This is a genomic window from Sphingomonas sp., assembly GCF_017304635.1.
In the GTDB taxonomy this organism is placed as follows: Bacteria; Pseudomonadota; Alphaproteobacteria; order Sphingomonadales; family Sphingomonadaceae; genus Sphingomonas.
Genome location: NZ_JAFKMA010000007.1, coordinates 1 through 20461, shown reverse-complemented (window position 1 = coordinate 20461; position 20461 = coordinate 1). Strand labels below are relative to the sequence as shown.

The 20461-nt window shown below is 62.1% G+C and carries 18 protein-coding genes and 1 pseudogene; 13 read left to right on the top strand and 6 right to left on the bottom strand.

Going from position 1 to position 20461, the window contains the following annotated elements; genetic code table 11:
• From J0I47_RS15740 to J0I47_RS15725, 4 genes are all read right to left on the bottom strand, one after another.
• On the bottom strand, window positions 1–479 hold a 479-nt coding region (locus J0I47_RS15740; protein WP_294047887.1), incomplete at its 3' end, for an IS6 family transposase.
• Between the two features lie 75 nt (window positions 480–554).
• On the bottom strand, window positions 555–764 hold the full coding sequence (locus tag J0I47_RS15735; RefSeq protein WP_294047886.1) for a hypothetical protein: 210 nt from the start codon (window positions 762–764) through the stop codon (window positions 555–557).
• Window positions 765–777: 13 nt separating this feature from the next.
• Window positions 778–3420, bottom strand: coding sequence for an RHS repeat-associated core domain-containing protein (locus tag J0I47_RS15730; RefSeq protein ID WP_294047885.1), 2643 nt, complete (start codon window positions 3418–3420; stop codon window positions 778–780).
• Window positions 3411–5237, bottom strand: a complete 1827-nt coding sequence (locus J0I47_RS15725) for a hypothetical protein (protein ID WP_294047884.1) — start codon at window positions 5235–5237, stop codon at window positions 3411–3413. Before J0I47_RS15725 ends, J0I47_RS15730 begins: the two co-directional genes overlap by 10 nt.
• A 387-nt stretch (window positions 5238–5624) precedes the next feature.
• Between J0I47_RS15725 and J0I47_RS15720 the strand changes: the two genes are divergently transcribed.
• The 9 genes from J0I47_RS15720 to J0I47_RS15680 are packed head-to-tail and all read left to right on the top strand — an operon-like array spanning window position 5625 to window position 13722.
• Window positions 5625–5960 carry a TrbC/VirB2 family protein gene (locus J0I47_RS15720; protein ID WP_294047883.1) on the top strand — a complete coding sequence of 112 codons (336 nt, stop codon included), beginning with the start codon at window positions 5625–5627 and terminating at the stop codon, window positions 5958–5960.
• Window positions 5960–6241, top strand: a complete 282-nt coding sequence (locus J0I47_RS15715) for a type IV secretion system protein VirB3 (protein WP_294047882.1) — start codon at window positions 5960–5962, stop codon at window positions 6239–6241. The genes J0I47_RS15720 and J0I47_RS15715 overlap by 1 nt, the downstream gene beginning before the upstream one ends.
• The gene (locus tag J0I47_RS15710) at window positions 6220–8592 is read left to right on the top strand and encodes a VirB4 family type IV secretion system protein (RefSeq protein ID WP_294047881.1); all 2373 of its coding nucleotides are present in this window, start codon (window positions 6220–6222) and stop codon (window positions 8590–8592) included. The genes J0I47_RS15715 and J0I47_RS15710 overlap by 22 nt, the downstream gene beginning before the upstream one ends.
• The gene (locus J0I47_RS15705) at window positions 8592–9836 is read left to right on the top strand and encodes a type IV secretion system protein (protein ID WP_294047880.1); all 1245 of its coding nucleotides are present in this window, start codon (window positions 8592–8594) and stop codon (window positions 9834–9836) included. Before J0I47_RS15710 ends, J0I47_RS15705 begins: the two co-directional genes overlap by 1 nt.
• A complete protein-coding gene (locus tag J0I47_RS15700) occupies window positions 9833–10603 on the top strand; it encodes a virB8 family protein (protein WP_294047879.1) in 771 nt (256 codons plus the stop codon). Before J0I47_RS15705 ends, J0I47_RS15700 begins: the two co-directional genes overlap by 4 nt.
• A 29-nt stretch (window positions 10604–10632) precedes the next feature.
• Entirely contained in the window at window positions 10633–11277 is a 645-nt protein-coding gene (locus J0I47_RS15695; RefSeq protein WP_294047878.1) for a TrbG/VirB9 family P-type conjugative transfer protein, read from the top strand.
• The gene (locus J0I47_RS15690) at window positions 11277–12383 is read left to right on the top strand and encodes a TrbI/VirB10 family protein (protein WP_294047877.1); all 1107 of its coding nucleotides are present in this window, start codon (window positions 11277–11279) and stop codon (window positions 12381–12383) included. The genes J0I47_RS15695 and J0I47_RS15690 overlap by 1 nt, the downstream gene beginning before the upstream one ends.
• The gene (virB11, locus tag J0I47_RS15685; protein WP_294047888.1) at window positions 12362–13363 is read left to right on the top strand and encodes a P-type DNA transfer ATPase VirB11; all 1002 of its coding nucleotides are present in this window, start codon (window positions 12362–12364) and stop codon (window positions 13361–13363) included. The genes J0I47_RS15690 and virB11 overlap by 22 nt, the downstream gene beginning before the upstream one ends.
• A gap of 44 nt (window positions 13364–13407) precedes the next feature.
• Complete coding sequence (locus tag J0I47_RS15680) at window positions 13408–13722, top strand: TrbC/VirB2 family protein (RefSeq protein WP_294047876.1); 315 nt, start codon at window positions 13408–13410, stop codon at window positions 13720–13722.
• Window positions 13723–13931: 209 nt separating this feature from the next.
• Here the strand turns inward: J0I47_RS15680 and J0I47_RS15790 are convergent, their stop codons facing one another.
• Window positions 13932–14054, bottom strand: a complete 123-nt coding sequence (locus tag J0I47_RS15790; protein WP_366810256.1) for a DUF3761 domain-containing protein — start codon at window positions 14052–14054, stop codon at window positions 13932–13934.
• Between J0I47_RS15790 and J0I47_RS15675 the strand changes: the two are divergent.
• From J0I47_RS15675 to J0I47_RS15660, 4 genes and pseudogenes are all read left to right on the top strand, one after another.
• Window positions 14021–14197, top strand: a pseudogene (locus J0I47_RS15675) (MucR family transcriptional regulator); the annotation flags it as partial. The gene J0I47_RS15790 and the pseudogene J0I47_RS15675 sit on opposite strands and share 34 nt — an antisense overlap.
• A 201-nt stretch (window positions 14198–14398) precedes the next feature.
• On the top strand, window positions 14399–14974 hold the full coding sequence (locus J0I47_RS15670; RefSeq protein WP_294047875.1) for an Ig-like domain-containing protein: 576 nt from the start codon (window positions 14399–14401) through the stop codon (window positions 14972–14974).
• A 77-nt stretch (window positions 14975–15051) separates the two neighbouring features.
• Window positions 15052–19212, top strand: coding sequence for an RHS repeat-associated core domain-containing protein (locus J0I47_RS15665; RefSeq protein WP_294047874.1), 4161 nt, complete (start codon window positions 15052–15054; stop codon window positions 19210–19212).
• A 44-nt stretch (window positions 19213–19256) separates the two neighbouring features.
• Complete coding sequence (locus J0I47_RS15660) at window positions 19257–19475, top strand: hypothetical protein (protein ID WP_294047873.1); 219 nt, start codon at window positions 19257–19259, stop codon at window positions 19473–19475.
• Here J0I47_RS15660 and J0I47_RS15655 read toward each other — a convergent pair.
• Window positions 19464–20066, bottom strand: coding sequence for a hypothetical protein (locus J0I47_RS15655; RefSeq protein WP_294047872.1), 603 nt, complete (start codon window positions 20064–20066; stop codon window positions 19464–19466). The genes J0I47_RS15660 and J0I47_RS15655 overlap by 12 nt on opposite strands.
• Between the last annotated feature and the right edge of the window lie 395 nt (window positions 20067–20461).

Sequence of the window (20461 nt, the reverse complement as noted above, 5' to 3'; positions counted from 1 at the left end):
CCGAGCTCATTCATCGCCGCGCGATACGAGCGCAGACCATCGGTGGTGACCGCCTCAGGTGATCCATGGCGCTTCAGCGCCTTCTTCATGAAACGGAGCGCTGCCTCCTTGTCGCGGGTCTTGGTGACATAGCTTTCGAGGATCTCGCCCTCGTGGTCGACCGCTCGCCAGAGATAGACCATCTCGCCGTTGAGTTTCACGTACATCTCGTCGAGATGCCATCGCCAATGGCGGAACCCGCGCATGCGACTGACCCTCTGCCGCCGGATGTCGCCCGCAAACATCGGGCCGAACCTGTTCCACCAGTGCCGCACCGTCTCGTGGCAAATGTCGATCCCGCGCTCGAACAGCAGGTCCTCGACATTGCGTAAGCTCAGCGGGAAGCGGACGTACATCATCACCACCAGGCGGATCACCTCCGGTGACGAGCTAAACCGGCGAAACGGGCTGGGTGGCGGCGCTCTGGATTTGCGGCTCATGTATAAATGCTATCAGCGGCCGCGTTGGTATAACAGACGAGTCTGGAATCCTGTTGTGGTAATTTACATCCAAGTTTAGGACAATTTAAGGCTTCCAACGCTTTCTCCGCCAAGGGCACGCGCAACTGCGATTTTCCAGTCTTGCAAAACTGCTGCGTCGGCCGGACGGCCGTCCTCAAGCAGAGACATATCACCAAGGATGATAGCCAAAGCCTCAGATTGCGTCCGTTTCCATTCTTCTTCCAAAAAAAGGAACATTGCTGTAAAAGCTTGATCTTCTGTCATAGTCTTAATCTACCTATGGTTTGATTGAAGACGATAGGCCAGTGATAGGATTAAAGTCTCTTGGAGTTAGATTCACACCTCCATTTACAATTCTACCATTTATAACCCTTGTCCAGGCTTGGCTTCCATTAGGAAGCATTCTTGCTGACCATGTCGCGCCATATCTATCAGTCCCCAAAACGGTCCTAGCGTCGCTAGCAACATCGTTAAGTAACGCTCGGTTAGCCGCAGTGTTTGGCAAGTGACCCTCGGCATTTCGAAATATATGCCCTAGCTGGCTTTCGCCCTCAGGGAGCATACTTTCTGCCGCTACCTCAGCCCCTCCGGCCTCGCCTGCTGTCGCGCCACCAGCAATCGCCTCGCCCAGCCCACATGGTTCGGCAAAAAAGCAGATTACTGTCGCGACGGTCGCTGCGGCTCCAATCGCTGTTTTCACCGGATTATTTTTCGCCCATGTCCACGCGCGTGAAAGGATTCCGGGCTGTTTTGCACCTGGCGGAGGTGGCTTTGCTCCACGTTTAGTCTGATTAGCCTGCTCCTCCGTGGCCAACCCAGTGTCGATCTCACCGACGACGTATCCCGAAAACGCACCAGGGCCGTCGTCAATATGCGAACCGGTTGTGCCGCTATTGTCGACCCCGTCGACCGGATCGTTTGCAACATAAGCGTAGAGATTGACCTGATCCTTGTAGCCGATGGGATCGGTCTGGAGGAACCGGCCGAGCGTGGGTGAGTAGATGCGGGCCTTGTAATAGTACATGCCAAGGTCCGGCAGCCAGGCCTGGCCGGTATACTGGAACCGCCCGAGGTTCGCGGTACCCGGGATGCCATATTCGTCATAGCTGTTCTTGGCGATCGGATTGCCGCTGTCGTCGGCGACCGCAATGATCGAGCCCCGCTCGTCGGCCGATAGCGAGCGCTTGGTCGCGCTGGTGACCGCAGAGCCCTCGAACCACACCATCGGGTCGTCGTCGCCCGGCCCGTGCACGTACCGCCGGAGCAAATTGCCCGAGCCGTCATATTCCGCGACCAGCTGGTCGCCGTCATAGAGGTACTGCGTCGTGCCCGAGGCGCCACCTGCCGTCTGCCACAGCCGGCCGTTCGGATCGTAGGTCAGCGCCAACCCGCCCGAGCGGCCGACCAGCCGGTTCTCGACATCGTAGGCGTAGGTGCTCGTGCCGTCGCCGGTCAGGTTGCCATTGGCATCGTAGGCGAACGTAGCCGGTCCCGCGGTCGTGTATTGGTTGAGCCCGTTCGCCGCATAGCTGCGGCTGAGGCTGACGTAGCCGGTGAACGCATAGGCATTGTTGTTGCGCGTCCCCGTCACGATCTGGTTCGCCGGGTTATACGCGAACGTCGCCGTCACGTCGTTCGCACCGCCACCGCCGTTGAACGCGTTGTTGAGTGTCGTCAGACGGCCCAAACCGTCATATTGCGGATAGGTCGCGGCGTTGTAGCCGAGCGACTTGTGGTCGAGCGTGCCTTGCGGCTTATACCCTATGCTCGCGAGATAGAGGCCGCTCGACGTGTCGGCGTAGGTGAACCGGTCGAGCCCGTCATATTGGTATCGGAACACAGCGCCGTCGGGGAACGTCATCGTCAGTCGGTTGCCATCGGCGTCATAGGTATAGCCAAGCGTCAGCGTCGTGCCCGACTGGTTGGTCGAGGTGCTCGCCAGCCGCCCGAACCCGTCATACGTGTTGGTCAGCCCAGCACCGCTCGCCGAGCCGAACCGCGCATAGGTCTGAAGCCCGCGCAGGTCGTAGCCGTAATAGACGTCGGTCGCGGTCCCGCCGGGGATATCCTTGACGGTCATACGGTTCAGCGCATCGTAGGTGTAGGCGATCACGCTCCCGTCGCGCTTGCGCAACGTAAGCCGGTTGCCATTGGCGTCGTACGTATACGCCTCATAGTCGGTGCTGCTGATCGCACCGGTGCTCACCTTGTCCGGGAAGTTCCACTGCGCCAGCCGGTCGAACCCGTCATAGGTGTAGCCAGCGACGTTGCCGTTGGCGTCCTTCATCGTCAGCGGCTTGCCGTTGGCGCTGTAGGTGTAGGTCTCGTAATCCTGCTGCAGCGACGTCCCATACGCCTTCTGCACCTTCAGCAACTGACCCGCTGCATCGTACACGTTGCGCGTGATCCGGTCAGGACCATAGCTCCCCGCCGTCCCGAGCGAGCACGCCGATGATGGCAGCGAGCCATATACCGCCGGGTTCATCCGCACCGCAGTGCAGTCGAGGCGGCCCAGGCTGTCGTAGCTGTACTGGGTCAATCCATTAGCGGTGCCGCCGGACGACACCGTTTCAGTCAACTTGCGGTCCATCGCGTCGTAGGTCGTGTCGACCTGACTGAACACGGTAAACCCGCTCCACGCGGACGGTGCGATCGTCTCGTCCTGCCACAACGACAGCTCGCCCTTCTCGACGCGCGTGACCCGTGACGCCGCGTCATACGTGGTCCGCGTCGCCGCATAGTGAAGAGGCCCCGCGCCGTCCGGATCGGGTGCGATCGTTCCGGTCACCTGACCCGCGGCGTTGTAGCGCGTCGCATAGGTGTACGCCGACGGTGAAGTCTGCGCCCAGGCCAAAGGTGAGGCCAGCGCAACGCTGCCGCATAGGGCTGCACCAATCAGTCGCGCCGCCTTCACGAGCACACCGTCAGGCCAGCGGCCGGTTTGGTCTCGGATATCTTTCTGCCGACCGCGTCATATGCATAGCACGTTCGCAGCGTCTGACCGTCCGCCGTCACCGCAATGCCGCGCGGCAATAAGTTATTGGGGCCGCTATTAGGTCCATATTCGTAGGTGGTCAGCACTTCATCGGAAGTGCCGGCGGAGCATGAGCCGCTGACGGTCGCCGATGTGCGGCAGGTTCGCATCTCGGTCATCACCCAGATCGGTGATGCTGCCTGCACATAGCTCGATCCCGATTTGATCCAGGCATAACGCTGCGCGTACGCATAGCGTTTGACCGCGCGGACGCCGCTTGCGTCGGCCGGAGCGCTTTCAGTCAGAACGCCGCCATGCGTTGGGTCGTATGTATAATCGGTGCGGTTGCCTTTTGCGTCGATCGAATAGGTCGGCTTGTTGCAATTTGTCATCGTCGAGCAATCGAACGACGCCGATGTCACGATCGACGCCAGCGATGACCCACTGTTGGGCGTGACGGTACGGCCATCGATATTGTTGTTGCCGTCATAATGATTGGTCAGCCGCATTCCGCTCGGCAGCTGTTTCCAATACAACTTCTGATCTGCGCACGACACGCAATAATAGTAGCTTGTCGTTCGGCCCAATGGGTCCGTAACAGCCTCAGGACCCGTCGAGATGATCGGCGCGTGGACATGGTCGACTGTGTCGTAGATGGAGAATGATACACTTGTGTTGAGTGTGCCATTTTCTGTATATCCGCTGCCGTAAACCATATAATTGTCGGTGCCGGTGTCATAGTAATACGAATTCCATTGATATGAATATTGATGACCGTCAGCAAATGTCTGATTGTTCATAATCCATGGGTTGGTGTCGAGCGCCGTGGATGGGTTGCCGTCGTAGACATTAGTCAGATACGGCGTCGCTTCGCCGGGCCGGAAGAATTTCTCATTGAGTTGATAACCCACGATGCTTTGCGAGATCGTCCACACGTTCCCGCTGACATCGGTGATCGCGTTCATATATGAGCCAGTGTATCCGTAACTAACTGTCGGCACGCCACTCGGACAGGTCGATGGGACGGCCTGCTGCGTGAGATTGATCCCGCATGCCTTGGCGACAAAGCTGGTCGAACCGACCGTGGTGTATTCGAACACAAGAGCATAGCCCGCGTTGCTCACGATATTGGTGAGTCGTTTGCTTGTGTCGTAGTTCAGCGTGTAGATGATCCCGTTTGGGTACCGAACTTCGGATGCGTAGGCAGCCGCTCCGTAATCGCCCACGGGATCAGTGCTGTTTATGTTTCGAAACGTTATCTGCTCGCCGCCCGGCGCCGTGTAGACATAATAGTAGTTTCCAATGAGCGCGGATGCGTGGAGGATGCCTCTCGGCCCCGATGAGGATTGCGTGAAGGCGCCGGTAGAATAGGTGTGGCCAATATCGCCGCCGAACGTGGACGCTAAGCCTTCTGCGACGATGGAAACGAACGTGGTCCCGCTCGAATTTTCCGGTTGCTGCAGGACGTAGATTTTCCAGTTGTGCGAAAACTGCGCCATCCAATCGATATGCGTTCGATTGGGATTCATGGTCGATCGCCTGAAGACAAATCCGCCGCGCGCCGGGTCGCCGATCGTGAATTCCGTTTGACTGCTGATATACCGCCCCGTGCGAAGGTCGACGCCGCCTGGACTGGCGGTGAACGCATCCGGCTTCATCGGATCGGTGCTGGCAATCGCTTCAGGTGACAGCGTCGTCGCTAGTACCGCCGCTATCACAGCCGCGCCTGCTTTGATGATCTTGCCCAGCTTCCAGACGTCCATCAACCATCCCCCAATAGCGCCATTGATTGTGAAACGTCTACCGTGTCAGGTGGGCGACGGGGTTGGCGTCGGGGTGGGGCAGGCCGCCGGCGTTGAAGTCGCAACGTCGTACCGCATGCGATTGCCGGCCGCGTCGAAGCATGTACCAGTCGTGCGCGTGTTGTTCGGACCGCCGCTGATACTGCTCGCACTCAATCGGCCAAGGGCATCGTAGCTGTAATTCGTCGTTTCCTGGGACATTGCCGCGCCAACGACTGCAAATGTGATTCCAGCAGCAATTCCGACTCGACGGATAATCACAGAATCCCCCATCTATCTCGTTGACAGCGTCAGATTAAGAGTGGACCTTATTCACTCGGGCCTGTCAATCGGATGTCCGAATAATAAATGGGGGTAATCGTGCCGGTTGCGCGTAGGTCGTTGAGAATAACCTCCCTATTTTCCGCCTTATTCCTGAGCTCGGCGGCTAATGCGCAAGATTCGGCTGTTGATCCTGCGGGCTCGGGGGTGCTGATATCTGCCGTGCATTGGGCCCAGGGCACGCTACTTGGAACCATGGCAACAATTGTGGCGGTTATCGCCGTCGGCGTGGTTGGCCTGATGATGCTGACGGGCCGGATCAACTGGCGCTACGGGGCGACCGTGATCCTCGGTTGCTTCATCCTGTTCGGTGCGGCGTCGATCGTGGCGGGTATCCAGTCGACCGCGTCGCTTGGTAACTGATGTCGCTCGAACGCGACCCGCTGTTCGTGGCGCTGACGCGACCGCAGATGTTCGCCGGCGTCACCTATAGCTGGTTCGTTGCCAACATGGTGATCGCGACCGAATTGTTCCTGATCTTCCATTCGATCTGGGCGCTGATCGCAGCGGTCGCGATCCACCTGGTCGGCGTCGTGCTGTGCGTGCGCGAGCCGCGCATCTTCGACCTGTGGCTGACGCGCGTCAGCCGCTGCCCACGCGTCAAGAACTACGCGATCTGGCGATGCAACTCCTACCGCCCGTGAGCGGCGACCCTCGGACGGCTGCGCGCGAGAAATCAGCGGGTAGCCATCTGCCCTATGCGGCACAGGTCGACGACCACACCATCCTCACGCGCGACGGCCTGCTCCTCCAGGTGATCCAGCTGCGCGGACTGCTGTTCGAGACCGCCGACAGCGACGAGATCAACTATCGCAAGGCGCTGCGCGATGCGATGCTGCAAGCGATCGGCTCATCGCGGTTCGCGCTCTACCATCATGTCATTCGCCGCGAGGCGGATGTGGCGCTGGCGGGCGCGTTCGCCGACCCTTTCTCGAACCGCCTCGATGCGGCCTGGCGAGCGCGGCAGGCGTCGCGCCGGCTCTACGGCAACGACCTGTTCCTGACCCTCGTCCGACGACCATTGCAGGGGCGCATCGGCCTGCTCGATCGAGCGCGGGAGTGGCTCAGGCGGCAAGGCGCGGATCACGCTGTGTCGCTGGCCCATGAGATCCATCAGCTCGATACGGCGCGCGACGCGCTGATCGCGCAGCTCGGCAGCTACGAGCCGCGCTTGCTGTCGGTCTACGAGACCCCGGCCGGCATTTGCTCCGAACCGCTCGAGTTCCTGGCGACCCTGTACAATGCCGAACTACGTCCGGTGTTGCTGCCGCATCAGGATATCGGCGAGTATCTGCCGTATCGTCGGGTGAGCTTCGGTGACGAGACGATCGAACTGGGCGCCGCCGGTCCGACCCCGCGCAGCTTCGTCGGCATGGTCTCGATCAAGGATTATTCGGCGCAGACCGCGCCCGGCATGTTCGACGAACTGCTGCGGCTGCCGTTCGAACTGACCGTCTCGCACAGCTTCGGGTTCGTCGATCGCCAAGCGGCACTCGGCAAGATGAACTTGGTACTCCGGCGGATGCGCTCGGCCGAGGACGAAGCGGTGTCGCTGCGCGGCGAACTTGGCCACGCCAAGGACGAGGTCGCTGCCGGCCGCGCGGGGTTCGGCGAGCATCACATGACGATCGCCGTCCACGGCGCAAGTATCGAAGATGTCAGCGCCGGGGTCGCCGAGGTGCAGGCGACGCTTGCCGATCTTGGTATCATCGCGGTTCGCGAGGACATCGCGCTCGAGCCGGCGTTCTGGGCGCAGTTCCCGGGCAACTTCAAATATATCGCGCGGCGTGGCCTCATCTCGACCGCCAATTTCGCTGGTCTCGCCTCAGCGCACAACTTCGCACTCGGCCAGGCGAACGACAACCATTGGGGACCGGCTGTCACGTTGCTCGAAACGACGGCGGCGGGGCCGTACTTCTTCAACTTCCACCATGGCGATCTCGGCAACTTCACGGTCATCGGGCCGTCGGGGTCGGGCAAGACGGTCGCGCTCAACTTCCTGCTCGCGCAGGCGCGCAAGTTTGCGCCCCGGATCGTGTTCTTCGACAAGGATCGGGGGGCGGAACTGTTCATCCGTGCGATCGGCGGGCGCTACGACGTGTTGCGGCCCGGCACGCCCGCAAAGCTCAATCCGTTGCAACTGCCCGACCAGCCCGCCAATCGGCAGTTCCTGATCGACTGGCTGGCGACGCTGGCCGGCGACGTCACGATCGAAGAATTGGCGCAGATCAAGGACGCGGTCGACGCCAACTATGCGCAGCCCCACGAATATCGTCGCCTGGCGCACATCGTCGAACTGTTCCGTGGTGGCGCGCGACCGACGGCGTCCGACCTCTATGCGCGGCTGCGCCCATGGTGGGGCGATGGCGAGCGCGCGTGGCTGTTCGACAACCAGCAGGACCTGATCGACCTCACCGCCGACACGATCGGGTTCGACATGACCCAGGTGCTCGACGATGCGATCGTCCGCACGCCGGCGATGATGTACCTGTTCCACCGTGTCGAGGAACGGCTCGACGGAACGCCGGCGATCATCGTGGTCGATGAAGGCTGGAAAGCACTCGACGACGACGTGTTCGTGCGCCGGATCAAGGACTGGGAAAAGACGATCCGCAAACGCAACGGCATCGTCGGCTTCGCGACCCAGAGCGCCGAGGACGCGCTGCGCAGCCGGATCGCCAGCGCGATCATCGAGCAGGCCGCCACCCAGATCTTCATGACCAACCCAAAAGCACGCGCGGCCGATTACATGGACGGGTTCGGGCTGACCCAGCATGAATACGACATCGTGCGGACGTTGCCCGACGACGCGCATTGCTTCCTCATCAAGCATGGCAATGAAAGCGTGGTCGTACGCCTCAATCTCGCCGGCGAGCATGAGATCCTGACGATCCTGTCGGGCCGCGAGCGGACCGTGCGGTTGCTCGACGAGGTCCGTGCCGAAGTCGGTGATGACCCCGAGGCGTGGCTGCCTCAGCTGATGGAACGTGCCTGATGGCGTGCCCGGCGATCTCGGATACCGCGTTTCTCGGCAGCGTGCTCGCGCATGTCGATTGTCAGGCGCAGACGATCGGGCAGGGAGGCTATCTCGCGCTCTCGACGCCGGGCTCGGCGGTGCAGATCGTCGCGGGGATCGCGCTCACCCTGTTCATCGCGCTGATCGGCTACCGGTTGCTGCTGGGCGATTCGCCGAGCGTGCGCGAGAGCGTGGTCGCCGCCGTCAAGGTCGGCGTGGCGCTGATGCTCGCGACGAGCTGGCCGGCCTTCCATACGCTTGCCTATGATGTGGCGATGCAGGCCCCTGGTGAGGTCGCAGCGGACATTGCGGCTCCCTCAGGACTGAGCACGGCACCGGGGCTCACCGGACAGCTACAGCTGGTCGATGATGCGATGGCGGAGCTTGCGTTGCTCGGAACGGGTCAACCGCTCGGCGCCACGACCCCGCCGACCCAGGGCAGCGCGCTCGACCAGGCGCGCAGCGACGCCCAGGTGTCGACCCAGCGCTATCAACAGCATTGGGACCCGGCGCGTGACTTCAGCCTACTCGGCAGCGCGCGGACGGTGTTCCTGACCGCGACGATCGCCGCGTTCTCTGCTGCGCGGTTGCTGGCGGGTCTGGCGCTCGCCATCGGACCGCTGTTCGTCCTGTTCCTGCTGTTCGATGCGACCCGCTCGCTGGTCGAGGGCTGGATCAGGGTGCTGGCGGGAGCGGCGCTCGGCGCCCTCGCCGTGTCGCTGGTGCTGGGCGTCGAGATCGCGCTGGTGCTGCCCTGGCTGACAGGCGTGCTCGAGCTTCGCTACCAGAACGTCGCGACACCGGAGGTACCGGTCGAACTGCTTGTCCTGTCGCTGGTGTTCGCGCTCACCCTGCTCGCGGTGCTGGTGGGTGCGGCCCGGATGGCGCAGGCGTTCCGGTTCGCGCCGATGATGGAGCGTCTGCGGGTCATCAGCCAGCGCGCGCCGACCGTCTCGACCAGCAGCCAGCGCGTGATCGATCAGAACCAGATCAGTTCGAGCGAGCGCTCGCGGGCACTGGCAATCGCCGATGCCGTCGCTGCATCCCAGCGGCGCGAAACGTCGCTCGGTGATCGGGCCATCACGATCCGCAATCGGGCAGACGGTGCAGGTGGCGTGAGGGCAAGCGACCCATCGAGCTACGCCGGACGACTTGGCCAGCAACGGCGGCGCACCGGCTCTCGCGTGTCCGCCGGCTCGCGGCGACGGGATCGAATGGCATGAAACAATCGTCGCGCGATAAACTCGACAATTATTACCGCGAGGCCGGAAGCTGGGCGGACGACCGGCAGGATGCGTTGCGCGGATCGCGTCGCGCTGCCTGGATCGTGGCCGGGGTCGCGGTTGCGGTCGCCCTATGCGAAGCGCTCGCGCTCCTCTTCCTGCTGCCGCTGAAGACGGTCGTGCCCTATACGCTGCTGGTCGATCGCCAGACCGGTTATGTCCAGGAACTCAAACCGCTCGACGAGCAGAAGCTTGCGCCGGACACGGCGCTGACGCGCTCGTTCCTCGTCCAATATGTGATCGCGCGCGAGAGCTTTGCGACGCCGGAAGTGCAGAGCAATTACCGCAAGACGGCGCTCTGGTCGGCCGACAGCGCGCGAGCTGACTACGTGTTGCAGATGCAGGTCAGCAATCCGGCGAGTCCGCTCGCTCGCCTGCCACGCTCGAGCGTGATCGAGACGCGCGTGAAGAGCGTGTCCTCGCTCAGCTCAACGACCGCGCTGGTCCGGTTCGACACGATCCGTCGGGATGCGGGTGGCCAGGCGCAGCCGCCGCAATCCTGGGTGGCGGTCGTCACCTATCGGTTCTCGACCGGGCCGCTCAGCACCGAGGATCGGTTCCTCAACCCGCTCGGGTTCCAGGTCACGCGCTATCGCCGTGACCAGGAGGCGCTGACGCCTGACGTGATCGCGACGCCGGCCCCAGTCGTAGTGGCGACGCCGGTGATAACATCATCGCCGCGGCCAACGGTGGTCGCTCGCCCGTGAAGCCTTGGCCCGTCCTTGCGCTCGCGATCGTGGCGACTGCTGTTCGAGCACAGACGCTCCCGCCGATCCCGACCGATCCGCGCATCCAGGTCGTGAATTTCGTGCCCGATCAGATCATCCCGGTTCGGGTGACCAGCGGCTACCAGATGATGGTCGAGTTCGCCGCCGACGAACATATCGAGAATGTGGCGCTTGGCGACGGCACCGGCTGGCAGGCCGTGCCCGACAAGCGCGGCGACCGGCTGTTCCTCAAGACCGATGGCGGCGCCACCACCAACCTCACGGTCGTGACCGATGCCCGAACCTATCTGTTCGAGCTGTCGTCGGCATCTGGCGGCGCACCCGTCTACATGATGCGGTTCGCCTATACGCCTGCGACCGAGGCAGCCGCTTCGACCGACGAGCAACAGGTCGACGGTCGGTTCAAGCTGACCGGCGCCCGGGAAATCCGCCCGAGCGCGATCCATGACGATGGCGCGAAGACCTATATCATCTGGCCGCCCGAACGCGCGATGCCGGCGACGTTCCTGATCGACGGCGCCGGTCGTGAGACGCTGGCGAACGGCGCGATGCGCGATGGACGCTATGTGATCGACGGGATCGCCGACCGGTTCGTGTTCCGGCTCGACGACAAGCAAGCGACCGCAACGCGGTCGGTGAAGATCAAGCGCTGATGGCGGCGGTCGGCAGCGATCCACGTGGACCTGCCAGCGGCGTGCGACCAGTGGTCGCCAGGCGCTCGACGGGGATGCCGACCTGGCTGCTGGTCGCGATCGTCGTGCTCGTCGGCTTGCTGCTGTTCCTCATCCTCGATGGCCGCCGGCGCGCGCTAATGGCGCCGACAACGCGCGAGCGCGTGGTCGACAGCGACGGCGCGCCGCCCCCGGTCGCGCCACTGTTCGTCCCCCCCGAGCCGGTGGTGGCGACACCGGCACCCGTCGTGGTCGTACCGGCGCCGACGCCGTCGCCAGCCCCGCGCGTCGCCCGGCCTGTGCCGGCACCATCGATCGTCTATCTGCCGCCGGCGACGACGCCGAGCCCGCTTCCGCAACCACAACAACGCGGGCGAGCGACGAACGGCGGCAGCCCGGTACTGGTGTTCGACAGCACCAGCGGCGATGGCTCGGCGGGGGGCACGGGTGCAACTGGCGCGACCGGCTCGAACGCTGGCCTGGGTGCGATGGCGCCGGCCGAGGCGGTGCGCGCTCGCGCGGCGACGCTGCGCAACCGGGCAACGACGGTCGTCCAGGGAACGCTGATCCCGGCGGTCCTGGAATCCGCACTCGACTCGACGCGGCCAGGGCCAGCCCGCGCGCTGGGGACGCGTGATGTTCGCGGGTTCGACGGAAGCCGCGTGCTGATCCCACGCGGTAGCCGGCTGACCGGGGAGTATCGCGCCGACCTGCAGCCGGGTCAGAACCGGGCGCTGGTGATCTGGACGCGGCTGGTTCGCCCCGATGGCGCGACGATTGCGCTTGCCTCGCCCGCCGCGGATACGCTTGGCCGCGCCGGCATCAAGGGCAAGGTCAACAGCCACTTCCTCGAACGGTTCGCAAGCGCCCTGTTGCAGACCTCGCTCAATGTCGGAACAGGGCTGGCCGCGCGCGCGGCTGGCGGTGACTCCATAGCGGTATTGACGCTGCCGGGCACCTTTGGTGGCGCGACCCCGCAGATCAGCAGCAATCAGATCCAGCGCACGCTCCGCGTGCATCAGGGCGTGTCGATCAGCGTGTTTGCTGCGCGTGACCTTGATTTTACATCGGTGGAGGGACGGCCATAGCAACCGCGGTCCCGGTCTATCTCGGCGCCTATCTCGCGCCGCTGGGCGAGGTACTCGTACGGCCCGACGTCACCGATATCTATGTCAATCGGCCGCACGAGATGTGGGTCGAGACGCTTGGCGGGGCGACCGAGCGGATCGAAGCACCGAACCTCGACACGCTCACGCTCGAGCGGCTGGCGCGCCAGATCGCCGCGTTGTCGCATCAGGGAATCAGTCGCGAGCACCCGCTGCTGGCGGCGACGCTGCCCGATGGCGCGCGAGTCCAGATCGCAGCACCGCCCGCGACGCGCGGACCGCTCGCGATGGCGGTCCGCAAGCATGTGTCGTCGGACCTGTCGCTCGACGATTATGTGACGGGCGGTGCGTTCGACCACACGCAGCGAGGCGAGCTCGGCGGTCCGTCGGCGATCGACCGGGAATTGCGGAGCCTCCTCAATGCAGGCGACATCGCGGGCCTTCTGCGCAAAGCCGTAGTTGCACGAAAGAACGTGCTGGTGTCAGGCGGCACGTCCACCGGCAAGACGACGTTCCTCAACGCGCTGCTTCGCGAGATACCGCCGCACGAGCGGTTGATCCTGATCGAGGACACGCCCGAGCTTCAGCTGCGCCATGATAATGCGGTCGGACTGATTGCCGCTCGCAGCGCGCTCGGTGAGGCGCAGGTGACCGCTGACAGCCTGCTTGCGGCATCGCTTCGCATGCGGCCGGACCGGATCATCGTCGGCGAGCTGCGGGGAGAGGAAGCTTACACGTTCCTGCGCGCGGTCAACACCGGGCATCCGGGCTCGATGACCACGGTCCACGCCGACAGCGCCGAGCGGGCGATCGAGCAGATTGCGTTGCTGGTGCTGCAGACCGGTACACGGCTCGGGCGTGAAGACGTCCATCACTACGTGCGCGGGTCGATCGACGTGTTCGTGCAGTTGACACGCGAAGCTGGTCGGCGGCGGGTCGCCGAGGTTGTGTTGTCGCAGTGATGGGCGATGGCGTATATGCCGGCGGTAGCACGCTAGTTGGCGCGATGCGCTGGCTCGAGGCTGCCCTGCTCGGTTCGGTTGCGACGACCATTGCCATCATCGCGATCGCAGCGTTCGGACTGCTCATGCTGTGGGGACGAATTGACCTGCGCCGGGGCACTGCCATCATTCTCGGCTGCTTCCTGATCTTTGGCGCGCCGTGGATCGCAAGCGGGCTCTGGACGGGAGTGGCCACGGAGCCAAGGCCGACGGTTGATACTCAAATCCAGCCGCCACCATCACGGGCGCGAGCACCGCAGTCGACGGCAACGCCGATACCTTACGATCCCTATGCGGGCGCTTCCGTCCAACCGCGGTGACGATGGGTGGCGGCAAGACGAGGAAAATCACCGGTCCATACGGCACGCCCTTCACCGAGCCAACCGAGCTTCGGGAATGAGGTCGATTAGATAGAAGGTCCACGCTACGGACGCGACATCGCCGACGTTCCTTCAATAAGTTCCAATGCACAGACCAGCCCGGCTAGTCCAAGGAACGAGCCGTTGCTCTTCATTGGCACCGCATACGGTTATAGCCATCGACTGACCCCGCCATGCCACGAACACGTTCCTCGTCTACTTTCACAGAAGCTCCATGACCCATCTCGGCATTGCGCGCTTGCACCGGCATCTGTCGACCCATGGACTGACACCTGACGAATATCGCGAGCGGTACAATCTCAAAGCGGACTATCCGATAGTTGCTCCGTCATATAGCGAGCAGCGTCGTGACATGGCGAGGAAGATTGGTCTTGGCCGCAAGCCCGGGCAGACCGGCAAGCCGAAAGCGAAGTAGCGATAGCGTCAGAGAAAGGGGGGCGTGATGGAATGGAAACTGACGCCCTCCTCAGCCGAAATGTCATCGGCTCGGCGTCTTCGTGCTCCGTGAACTGGTTATGAAGTTCAAGAGCGAAAAAATTTCGTAATAAAAAAGCCCTTGCCATGTTGTGGGCAAATTGGTGCATTCAAACCCGTTGAATTGATTCGGGGGGTGACGATGAAGTGCCATTATGTCTGGCTTTTGTCGTCTGCGGTTGCGGGTCTCGCAATATGCGGTGAAGCATTCGCTCAGGAAACAACGAGTTATACTTATGACGCGCTAGGTCGCCTATCTGCCAGCACGATCAGCGGTGGCCCGAACAACGCACGCCAGACCGGTACGTGCTTCGACGCCGCCGGCAATCGCACGCGGTACGACGTTGCGACATCTGCGCCGGCTTCATGCAACGCCACGCCAACGCCAACGCCAACGGGCGGCAATCAGCCTCCGGTGGCGGTCAATGACAGTATAACGTTGCCCTGCAACACGACGGCGACCGCCAACTTGACTGCCAATGACAGCGACCCCGGGAACAACGTACCGCTCACGTTGGTGTCGGTGTCGCCCAACGCGACGACGGACACGATCGTCACGATCATCAGTGCGTCGTCGGTGTCCGTGAGTGCGGCTGCCAAGCAGAGCGGGCTCTCGTTCAGCTACGTAGTGAAAAATACCATGGGAATGACGGCGACCGGCACTTTGTCCGTGGTCATCACGGGTAATGCTCTCGCCTGCGCTGGTGGCTCAGGCTGACTGCCGCGCGACGCAAAAGTCAAAAGTCTTGTACTTCAAGAAGGTGGAGAGCCGGATAGATGGGTGGGCGCACCAAAATGACGATCGCTTCTGGCCACGCCGTCCTTGTCGGTGTTCTGTTGCTTTGCAGCTTCGTGGCGACCCAGGCGCGGGCGCAGACCATGCCGACCGTCCTCACGCCACCCAAGGTGCAGGCCGATATCAACGGGGTGAACCTGTCGGACGGACAGATCGTCATACCCGCGCCAACATTATCCATCCCCGGTGATCCGCGGTTGAAGTTTGACCGGGTGCAGAATGCGGCGCCGTACGTGTCGTCGAACGCGAGCACAGCCGGGGGTGAACCAGACCCGAAGAGTGGCTCCTATGCCTTTCACACTGGCGACGCTTCTTCAGAAGCGTTCTCATGTACGTCGGATGGATGCACCAACACACTCGACACGGGATCGACCGCGAAAACGAACCTGCTGCAAAAAGGTCAGTCCGGCGAAATCTACAAGTTCGATACCTTGCAGCTTTATGCGGTAGATGGCGCCGCGCACACGCGCAAAACCCAATATTACGCAAGTAGTGTGACATATCCCGACGGTGAGGTCATAACCTATACATATTACACCACGCAGAATCCGAACACGCCAGCGGCTCTGCTGCTTCGGCCAACTCGGCTCTCCAGCAATCTCGGCTTTTATCTCACGCTGACCTACCAGAGTGATGACATCACCAGCACGGGTTGGGGGATGGTCGCGACAGCCGCGATCTACAGCGCCACCAACGCCACGACGCCGCTTGTTCAGTTTACCTACGACGCAAATGGGACGGCGACAGACCTGGCTGGCCGTAGCTATAAGTGCTCGAACTGCGCGAACGCCATGGGAGTGTCGCCGGAAATCTATTCCGGTACCCTGACGCTGCCGACCGAAACCAGTTCGAACGAACAGGTGACGGCGCTTAGCAGCATTCCAATGGTCGGAGCCGTCAGCCGCGATGGCGTGAACTGGAGTTACTCGTACCAGAACCCGACCTACAATATTGGCGCGTCCCGGTATAATTACGACAATGTCGTCGTGACCGGCCCGAACGGCTATCAGATGACCTACGCGATCCAGCAGAAGTCGCCAGGTGTTCCCTCCCCACCGCAAAACGCAATCGTGTCGGTCACGGACGCGCTGAACCACGTCACATCCTACACCTATGATAGTCGTGTCCGGCCGGTCGGCATCACCTATCCCGAAGGCAATTCGGTCGCGATCACGTATGACGTGTATGGCAATATCACGAACCAAACGACCAACGCCAAGCCGGGCTCAAGTCTCGCCGCCGTCAGCCAGAGCGCTTTTGTCGACACGACTTCATGCACCGGCGTGCTGTGCTACCGACCGGTCTGGACGCGCGATGGGCTCGGGCGCCAGACGGACTACATCTACAATGCGCAAGGACTGATAACGGAGCAGACCGATCCAGCTGATGCGACGGGCGTGCGCCGTAAGACATATCTGCAATATGACCCGCATGATACCGGTTCTGGCGTGATCTACCGTCTGTCGGTGATGCGGCGCTGCGGCTTCGGCACGACCTGCGGGACGAATGCGGAAGAGCGCACCGAGTACGATTATTGGGGAAACACATTCCTGCCGCTGCAAAAGCGGGAAATCGACGCAGCAGCCGGGATCACGCGGGTCACGCAATACGCTTATGACAATGCCGGGCGACTGTTGTCGACGGACGGGCCGTTGCCCGGCACCGACGATACGACCTATGCCCGCTACGACGTGGTCGGGCGTAAGACCTGGGAGATCGGGAAGGCCGGACCCGGAGGGGTTCGTATCGCAAACAGGACCACATATCGCGATGCCGATGACAAGGTGACCGCCATCGAAACGGGAACCGTCTCCGATCCAGCGAGTACAAGCTTGCTGGTCCGTCATCGGACAGACAGGGCATATGACAGCCGTCGCTATCCTGTTCGCGAAGCGGTGTCGGCAAACGGAACGACTTACCTGCTTACCAACCGATCGTTCGACGATCGTGGAGAGGCGGTCTGCGAGGCCAAGCGACTGAACGCGGCGTCCAGTTTTGCGACCGCCCCATCCGACGCATGCGTGCTCGATAATACGGGAAGCTACGGCCTGGATCGGATTACCAAGAACTCCTATGACGCGGCCGGAGAGTTGCTGAAGGTTCAGCGCGCCTACGGCACATCGCTGCAGCAAAATTATGTCACGTATACTTACAGTGCGAACGGCAAGCAGACGACGGTAACGGACGCGAACGGTAACCTGGCGAGCTATACTTACGACGGATTCGACAGGCTGGCGCAGTGGAACTTTCCGTCCAAGACGACGCCGGGCACGGCGAGCGGAAGCGACTACGAGGCCTATGGCTATGATGCCGTGGGAAACCGCCTGTCGTTGCGCAAGCGCGACGGGAGTGTGATCGGCTATAGCTACGACAATCTCAACCGGGTCATTCTGAAGGATATTCCCGGAGGGACGGCGGCGGATGTGTACTATGGATACGATCCATTGGGCCGGCAGCTCTATGCCCGGTTCGGCTCGGCAAGCGGTGCCGGATTGACCAACACGTATGACGATTTCGGCCAGCTGGCGTCGAGTTCCAACAATCTATCGGGAACCGCGCTGACGCTCAGCTATCAATACGATGCGGATGGCAACCGCACCTCGATGACGTTCCCTGACGGCGTAGTGTTTCGCTATCAGTACGATAGCATGGACCGCTTCACCTACGCCGACACGGCGAGCGGCCTTTATCTGGCGGGAATGGGCTACAGGCCTGAAGGGACGATCAACTACAAGTCGCTGGGCTATAACGCTGCGACCTATCCGCAATATGACGGGATCGACCGGCTGACGACGCTCAACAACGCGTTCAACGGTGGCGGCGGTGCGAACGATGTGACGGCGACGTTCGCGTATAACCCGGCGAACCAGATCGTGACGGGCACCCGCAACAACAATGCCTATGCGTTCACCGGCTATGTGAGCCTAAGCCGGAGCTATGTGGCGAACGGGCTCAACCAGTACACGAGTGCGGGACCGGCCTCGTTCGCCTACGATGCCAACGGCAACCTGACCGGCGATGGCACGAGCACCTACACCTACGATGTTGAGAACCGGCTGGTCGGCCGCTCGGGCGGGTTGGCGCTGAACTACGATCCTAACGGCCGGCTGTGGCAGACGGCGGGCAGTACCTCGGGCACGACGCGATATCTCTATGACGGCGACCAGCTGGTCGCGGAATATGACGGCTCGGGCAACCTGCTCAGGCGCTATCTGCACGGTCCGGGCGACGACGATCCGATGGTGTGGTTCGAAGGCTCTGCCGTCTCGAGCGCCACCAAGCGCTCGCTATCGGCCGACGAGCGGGGCTCGATCATCGCGGTCGCCGATGACAATGGCAACCCGATCGCGAAGAACTCTTACGACGAATACGGCATCCCGGACGATCCGGCGATGGGTAACAAGGGGCGGTTTCGATACACCGGGCAGGCCTGGCTCCCCGACCTCGGTATGTACTATTACAAGGCCCGCATCTACTCGCCCACGCTCGGCAGGTTCCTCCAAACCGACCCCATTGGCTACAAGGACCAGGCTAACCTTTACGCCTACGTGGGGAACGACCCGATCGATGGGACTGACACAAGCGGATTGACGACAGAGATTGCCAACACCTGCTCCCGTACTGGCGGAAGCGCCTGTTCAGGCTCCTACGGCGGCGATAACGGTACTGGGGATTATGGTACGGCAACTCATCAAACAAAGCCTAAAGAACAAGCTTGGCATGTGGGCATGAATGGCATGCTTCAGGAAGGACCGCCCCCAACCGATCTGGCAGTGGCTGGCGACACGATGGCGACGATGCAAGCCGATATGGACCAGCGAGCGGTAATGGCCCAGACCATGCCTCAATCGGAACTCAACGAACGCCGGGAAGCGCGGGCGAATGGAGCGATGACCGGAGTCGCCGTGCTTGAAGGGGTTTCGTTGGTGCGTGGTGCCGCAAGTGCAGCCCGGTCGTTCGTTAGGGTCGAAGGAGCTGGCAAGGCTGCTGCATATGGGACTGGTCGTATAGGGCAGATTCGATTTGGGGGTGGGCGTCTAATCTTACGGCTGGATCGGCCTCCAAGAACCGGCGGCTTTTATCACTTGAACATCGAGTCGCACACAATGGGCTTTAACTGGCACATACCCATTAATCCTTTGCACTGGTTCGGTTGGTAATCATGTTAAATCAATTAGAAAGAGTTGCTGATCTTGTTTCGAGAATGGTGACGCTGGAACAAGCAGCATGTCCTGAGTGGAATGAGATTGAGGTTTTTGCGGAGGAGGCCTTGATGCTCATTACCTCGCATCAGATCGGCGATCGTATTGACCCCTACGTCATAAAGTTCTTAGATGATGTAGAAATACGGCGGACAGAGAAGACCTTCGGTGAGCATCAACGGAAGATGGTTATGCGTGCCATACAGCCGCTAAAGACGTAACTCGATACCGGTGTGGCGATCGTATTGGCCCATCGTCTCATCGATCGCCGCGGCTCGCGCGCCATCGCGCAACCCTAGCGCTTTGGTGAAGCTGGTGCGGCTGTCGGTATAGATGGCGGCGCTGGTCCTGGCCCTGCTGATGGCGACGTAGGCGGAAGCGGTATCGACGGTGTTGGCGCGGAACGACTGGATGTGGGCGATGACCCGATCGCAGGTCGCGCCCTGACTGCTGTGGATCGTGCGAGCCCACCCCGGCCGGACATGGCGAACGGCGAGATGGCGAAGATCGAGCATCTGGCGTTGGACGTCATCCTTCTCGACCAGGACGCTGGCCCCGTGGGGATCGATCGCCACCACCATCGCGGTCGCGCCGTTGAGGCGATTGGCGCGGTAGTTGTTGCGGGTGAACTGGAGCTTGTCGCCTTGGCGGAACTCCTGCGCGACCTCGGCGAACGCCTCGGCGTGATCGCCGCCCCAGCGGGCAGGCTGCCAGTCGTGGGTCTTGCCTTTGGGCGGCACGATCCGCACGGTCTCGGTCTCGGTCTCGGTCTCGGTCTCGGTCTCGGTCTCGGTCTCGGTCCCGGCGTCCACGTGGTCGATGCAGTAGCCTGGACCGGGTCGCGGGCGGCTCTTCGCGCCCTTGCAGAACGTGACGATAACTGGCTGCGGGGTAAATCAAGTCCTACGTCGCGACAAACCATTCGACTTCGACCGCAACCAGAGCGACAGCGCAGTTGCTGACGAGTCGCGGGCGGGCCTGACGTGCCGCCCAGCTCCGGCCCGCCCCGCCCCGCCGATCGGGATCGGCCGGGGCTGTGGCTGGTGGGAGCAGCATTGGGCCGTCTCCCATCAGGAGACCGTTATGACCAAGCTCACCGATACCCAAGCGATCCTGCTGTCGACCGCGTCGCAGCGCGACGATCACAGCCTCTATCCGCTGCCGGACACCATCACCGCGGGCGCTGCGGTCACCAAGGCGATCAAGA

Coding starts and splice junctions, on each gene's coding strand:
- J0I47_RS15710 (WP_294047881.1), top strand. CDS start 6,220: ATGCAACTCCTACCGCCCGTGAGCGGCGACCCTCGGACGGCTGCGCGC.
- J0I47_RS15715 (WP_294047882.1), top strand. CDS start 5,960: ATGTCGCTCGAACGCGACCCGCTGTTCGTGGCGCTGACGCGACCGCAG.
- J0I47_RS15670 (WP_294047875.1), top strand. CDS start 14,399: ATGAAGTGCCATTATGTCTGGCTTTTGTCGTCTGCGGTTGCGGGTCTC.
- J0I47_RS15660 (WP_294047873.1), top strand. CDS start 19,257: ATGGTGACGCTGGAACAAGCAGCATGTCCTGAGTGGAATGAGATTGAG.
- J0I47_RS15725 (WP_294047884.1), bottom strand. CDS start 5,237: ATGGACGTCTGGAAGCTGGGCAAGATCATCAAAGCAGGCGCGGCTGTG.
- J0I47_RS15735 (WP_294047886.1), bottom strand. CDS start 764: ATGACAGAAGATCAAGCTTTTACAGCAATGTTCCTTTTTTTGGAAGAA.
- J0I47_RS15690 (WP_294047877.1), top strand. CDS start 11,277: ATGGCGGCGGTCGGCAGCGATCCACGTGGACCTGCCAGCGGCGTGCGA.
- J0I47_RS15665 (WP_294047874.1), top strand. CDS start 15,052: ATGACGATCGCTTCTGGCCACGCCGTCCTTGTCGGTGTTCTGTTGCTT.
- J0I47_RS15720 (WP_294047883.1), top strand. CDS start 5,625: ATGGGGGTAATCGTGCCGGTTGCGCGTAGGTCGTTGAGAATAACCTCC.
- J0I47_RS15680 (WP_294047876.1), top strand. CDS start 13,408: ATGCGCTGGCTCGAGGCTGCCCTGCTCGGTTCGGTTGCGACGACCATT.
- J0I47_RS15700 (WP_294047879.1), top strand. CDS start 9,833: ATGAAACAATCGTCGCGCGATAAACTCGACAATTATTACCGCGAGGCC.
- J0I47_RS15705 (WP_294047880.1), top strand. CDS start 8,592: ATGGCGTGCCCGGCGATCTCGGATACCGCGTTTCTCGGCAGCGTGCTC.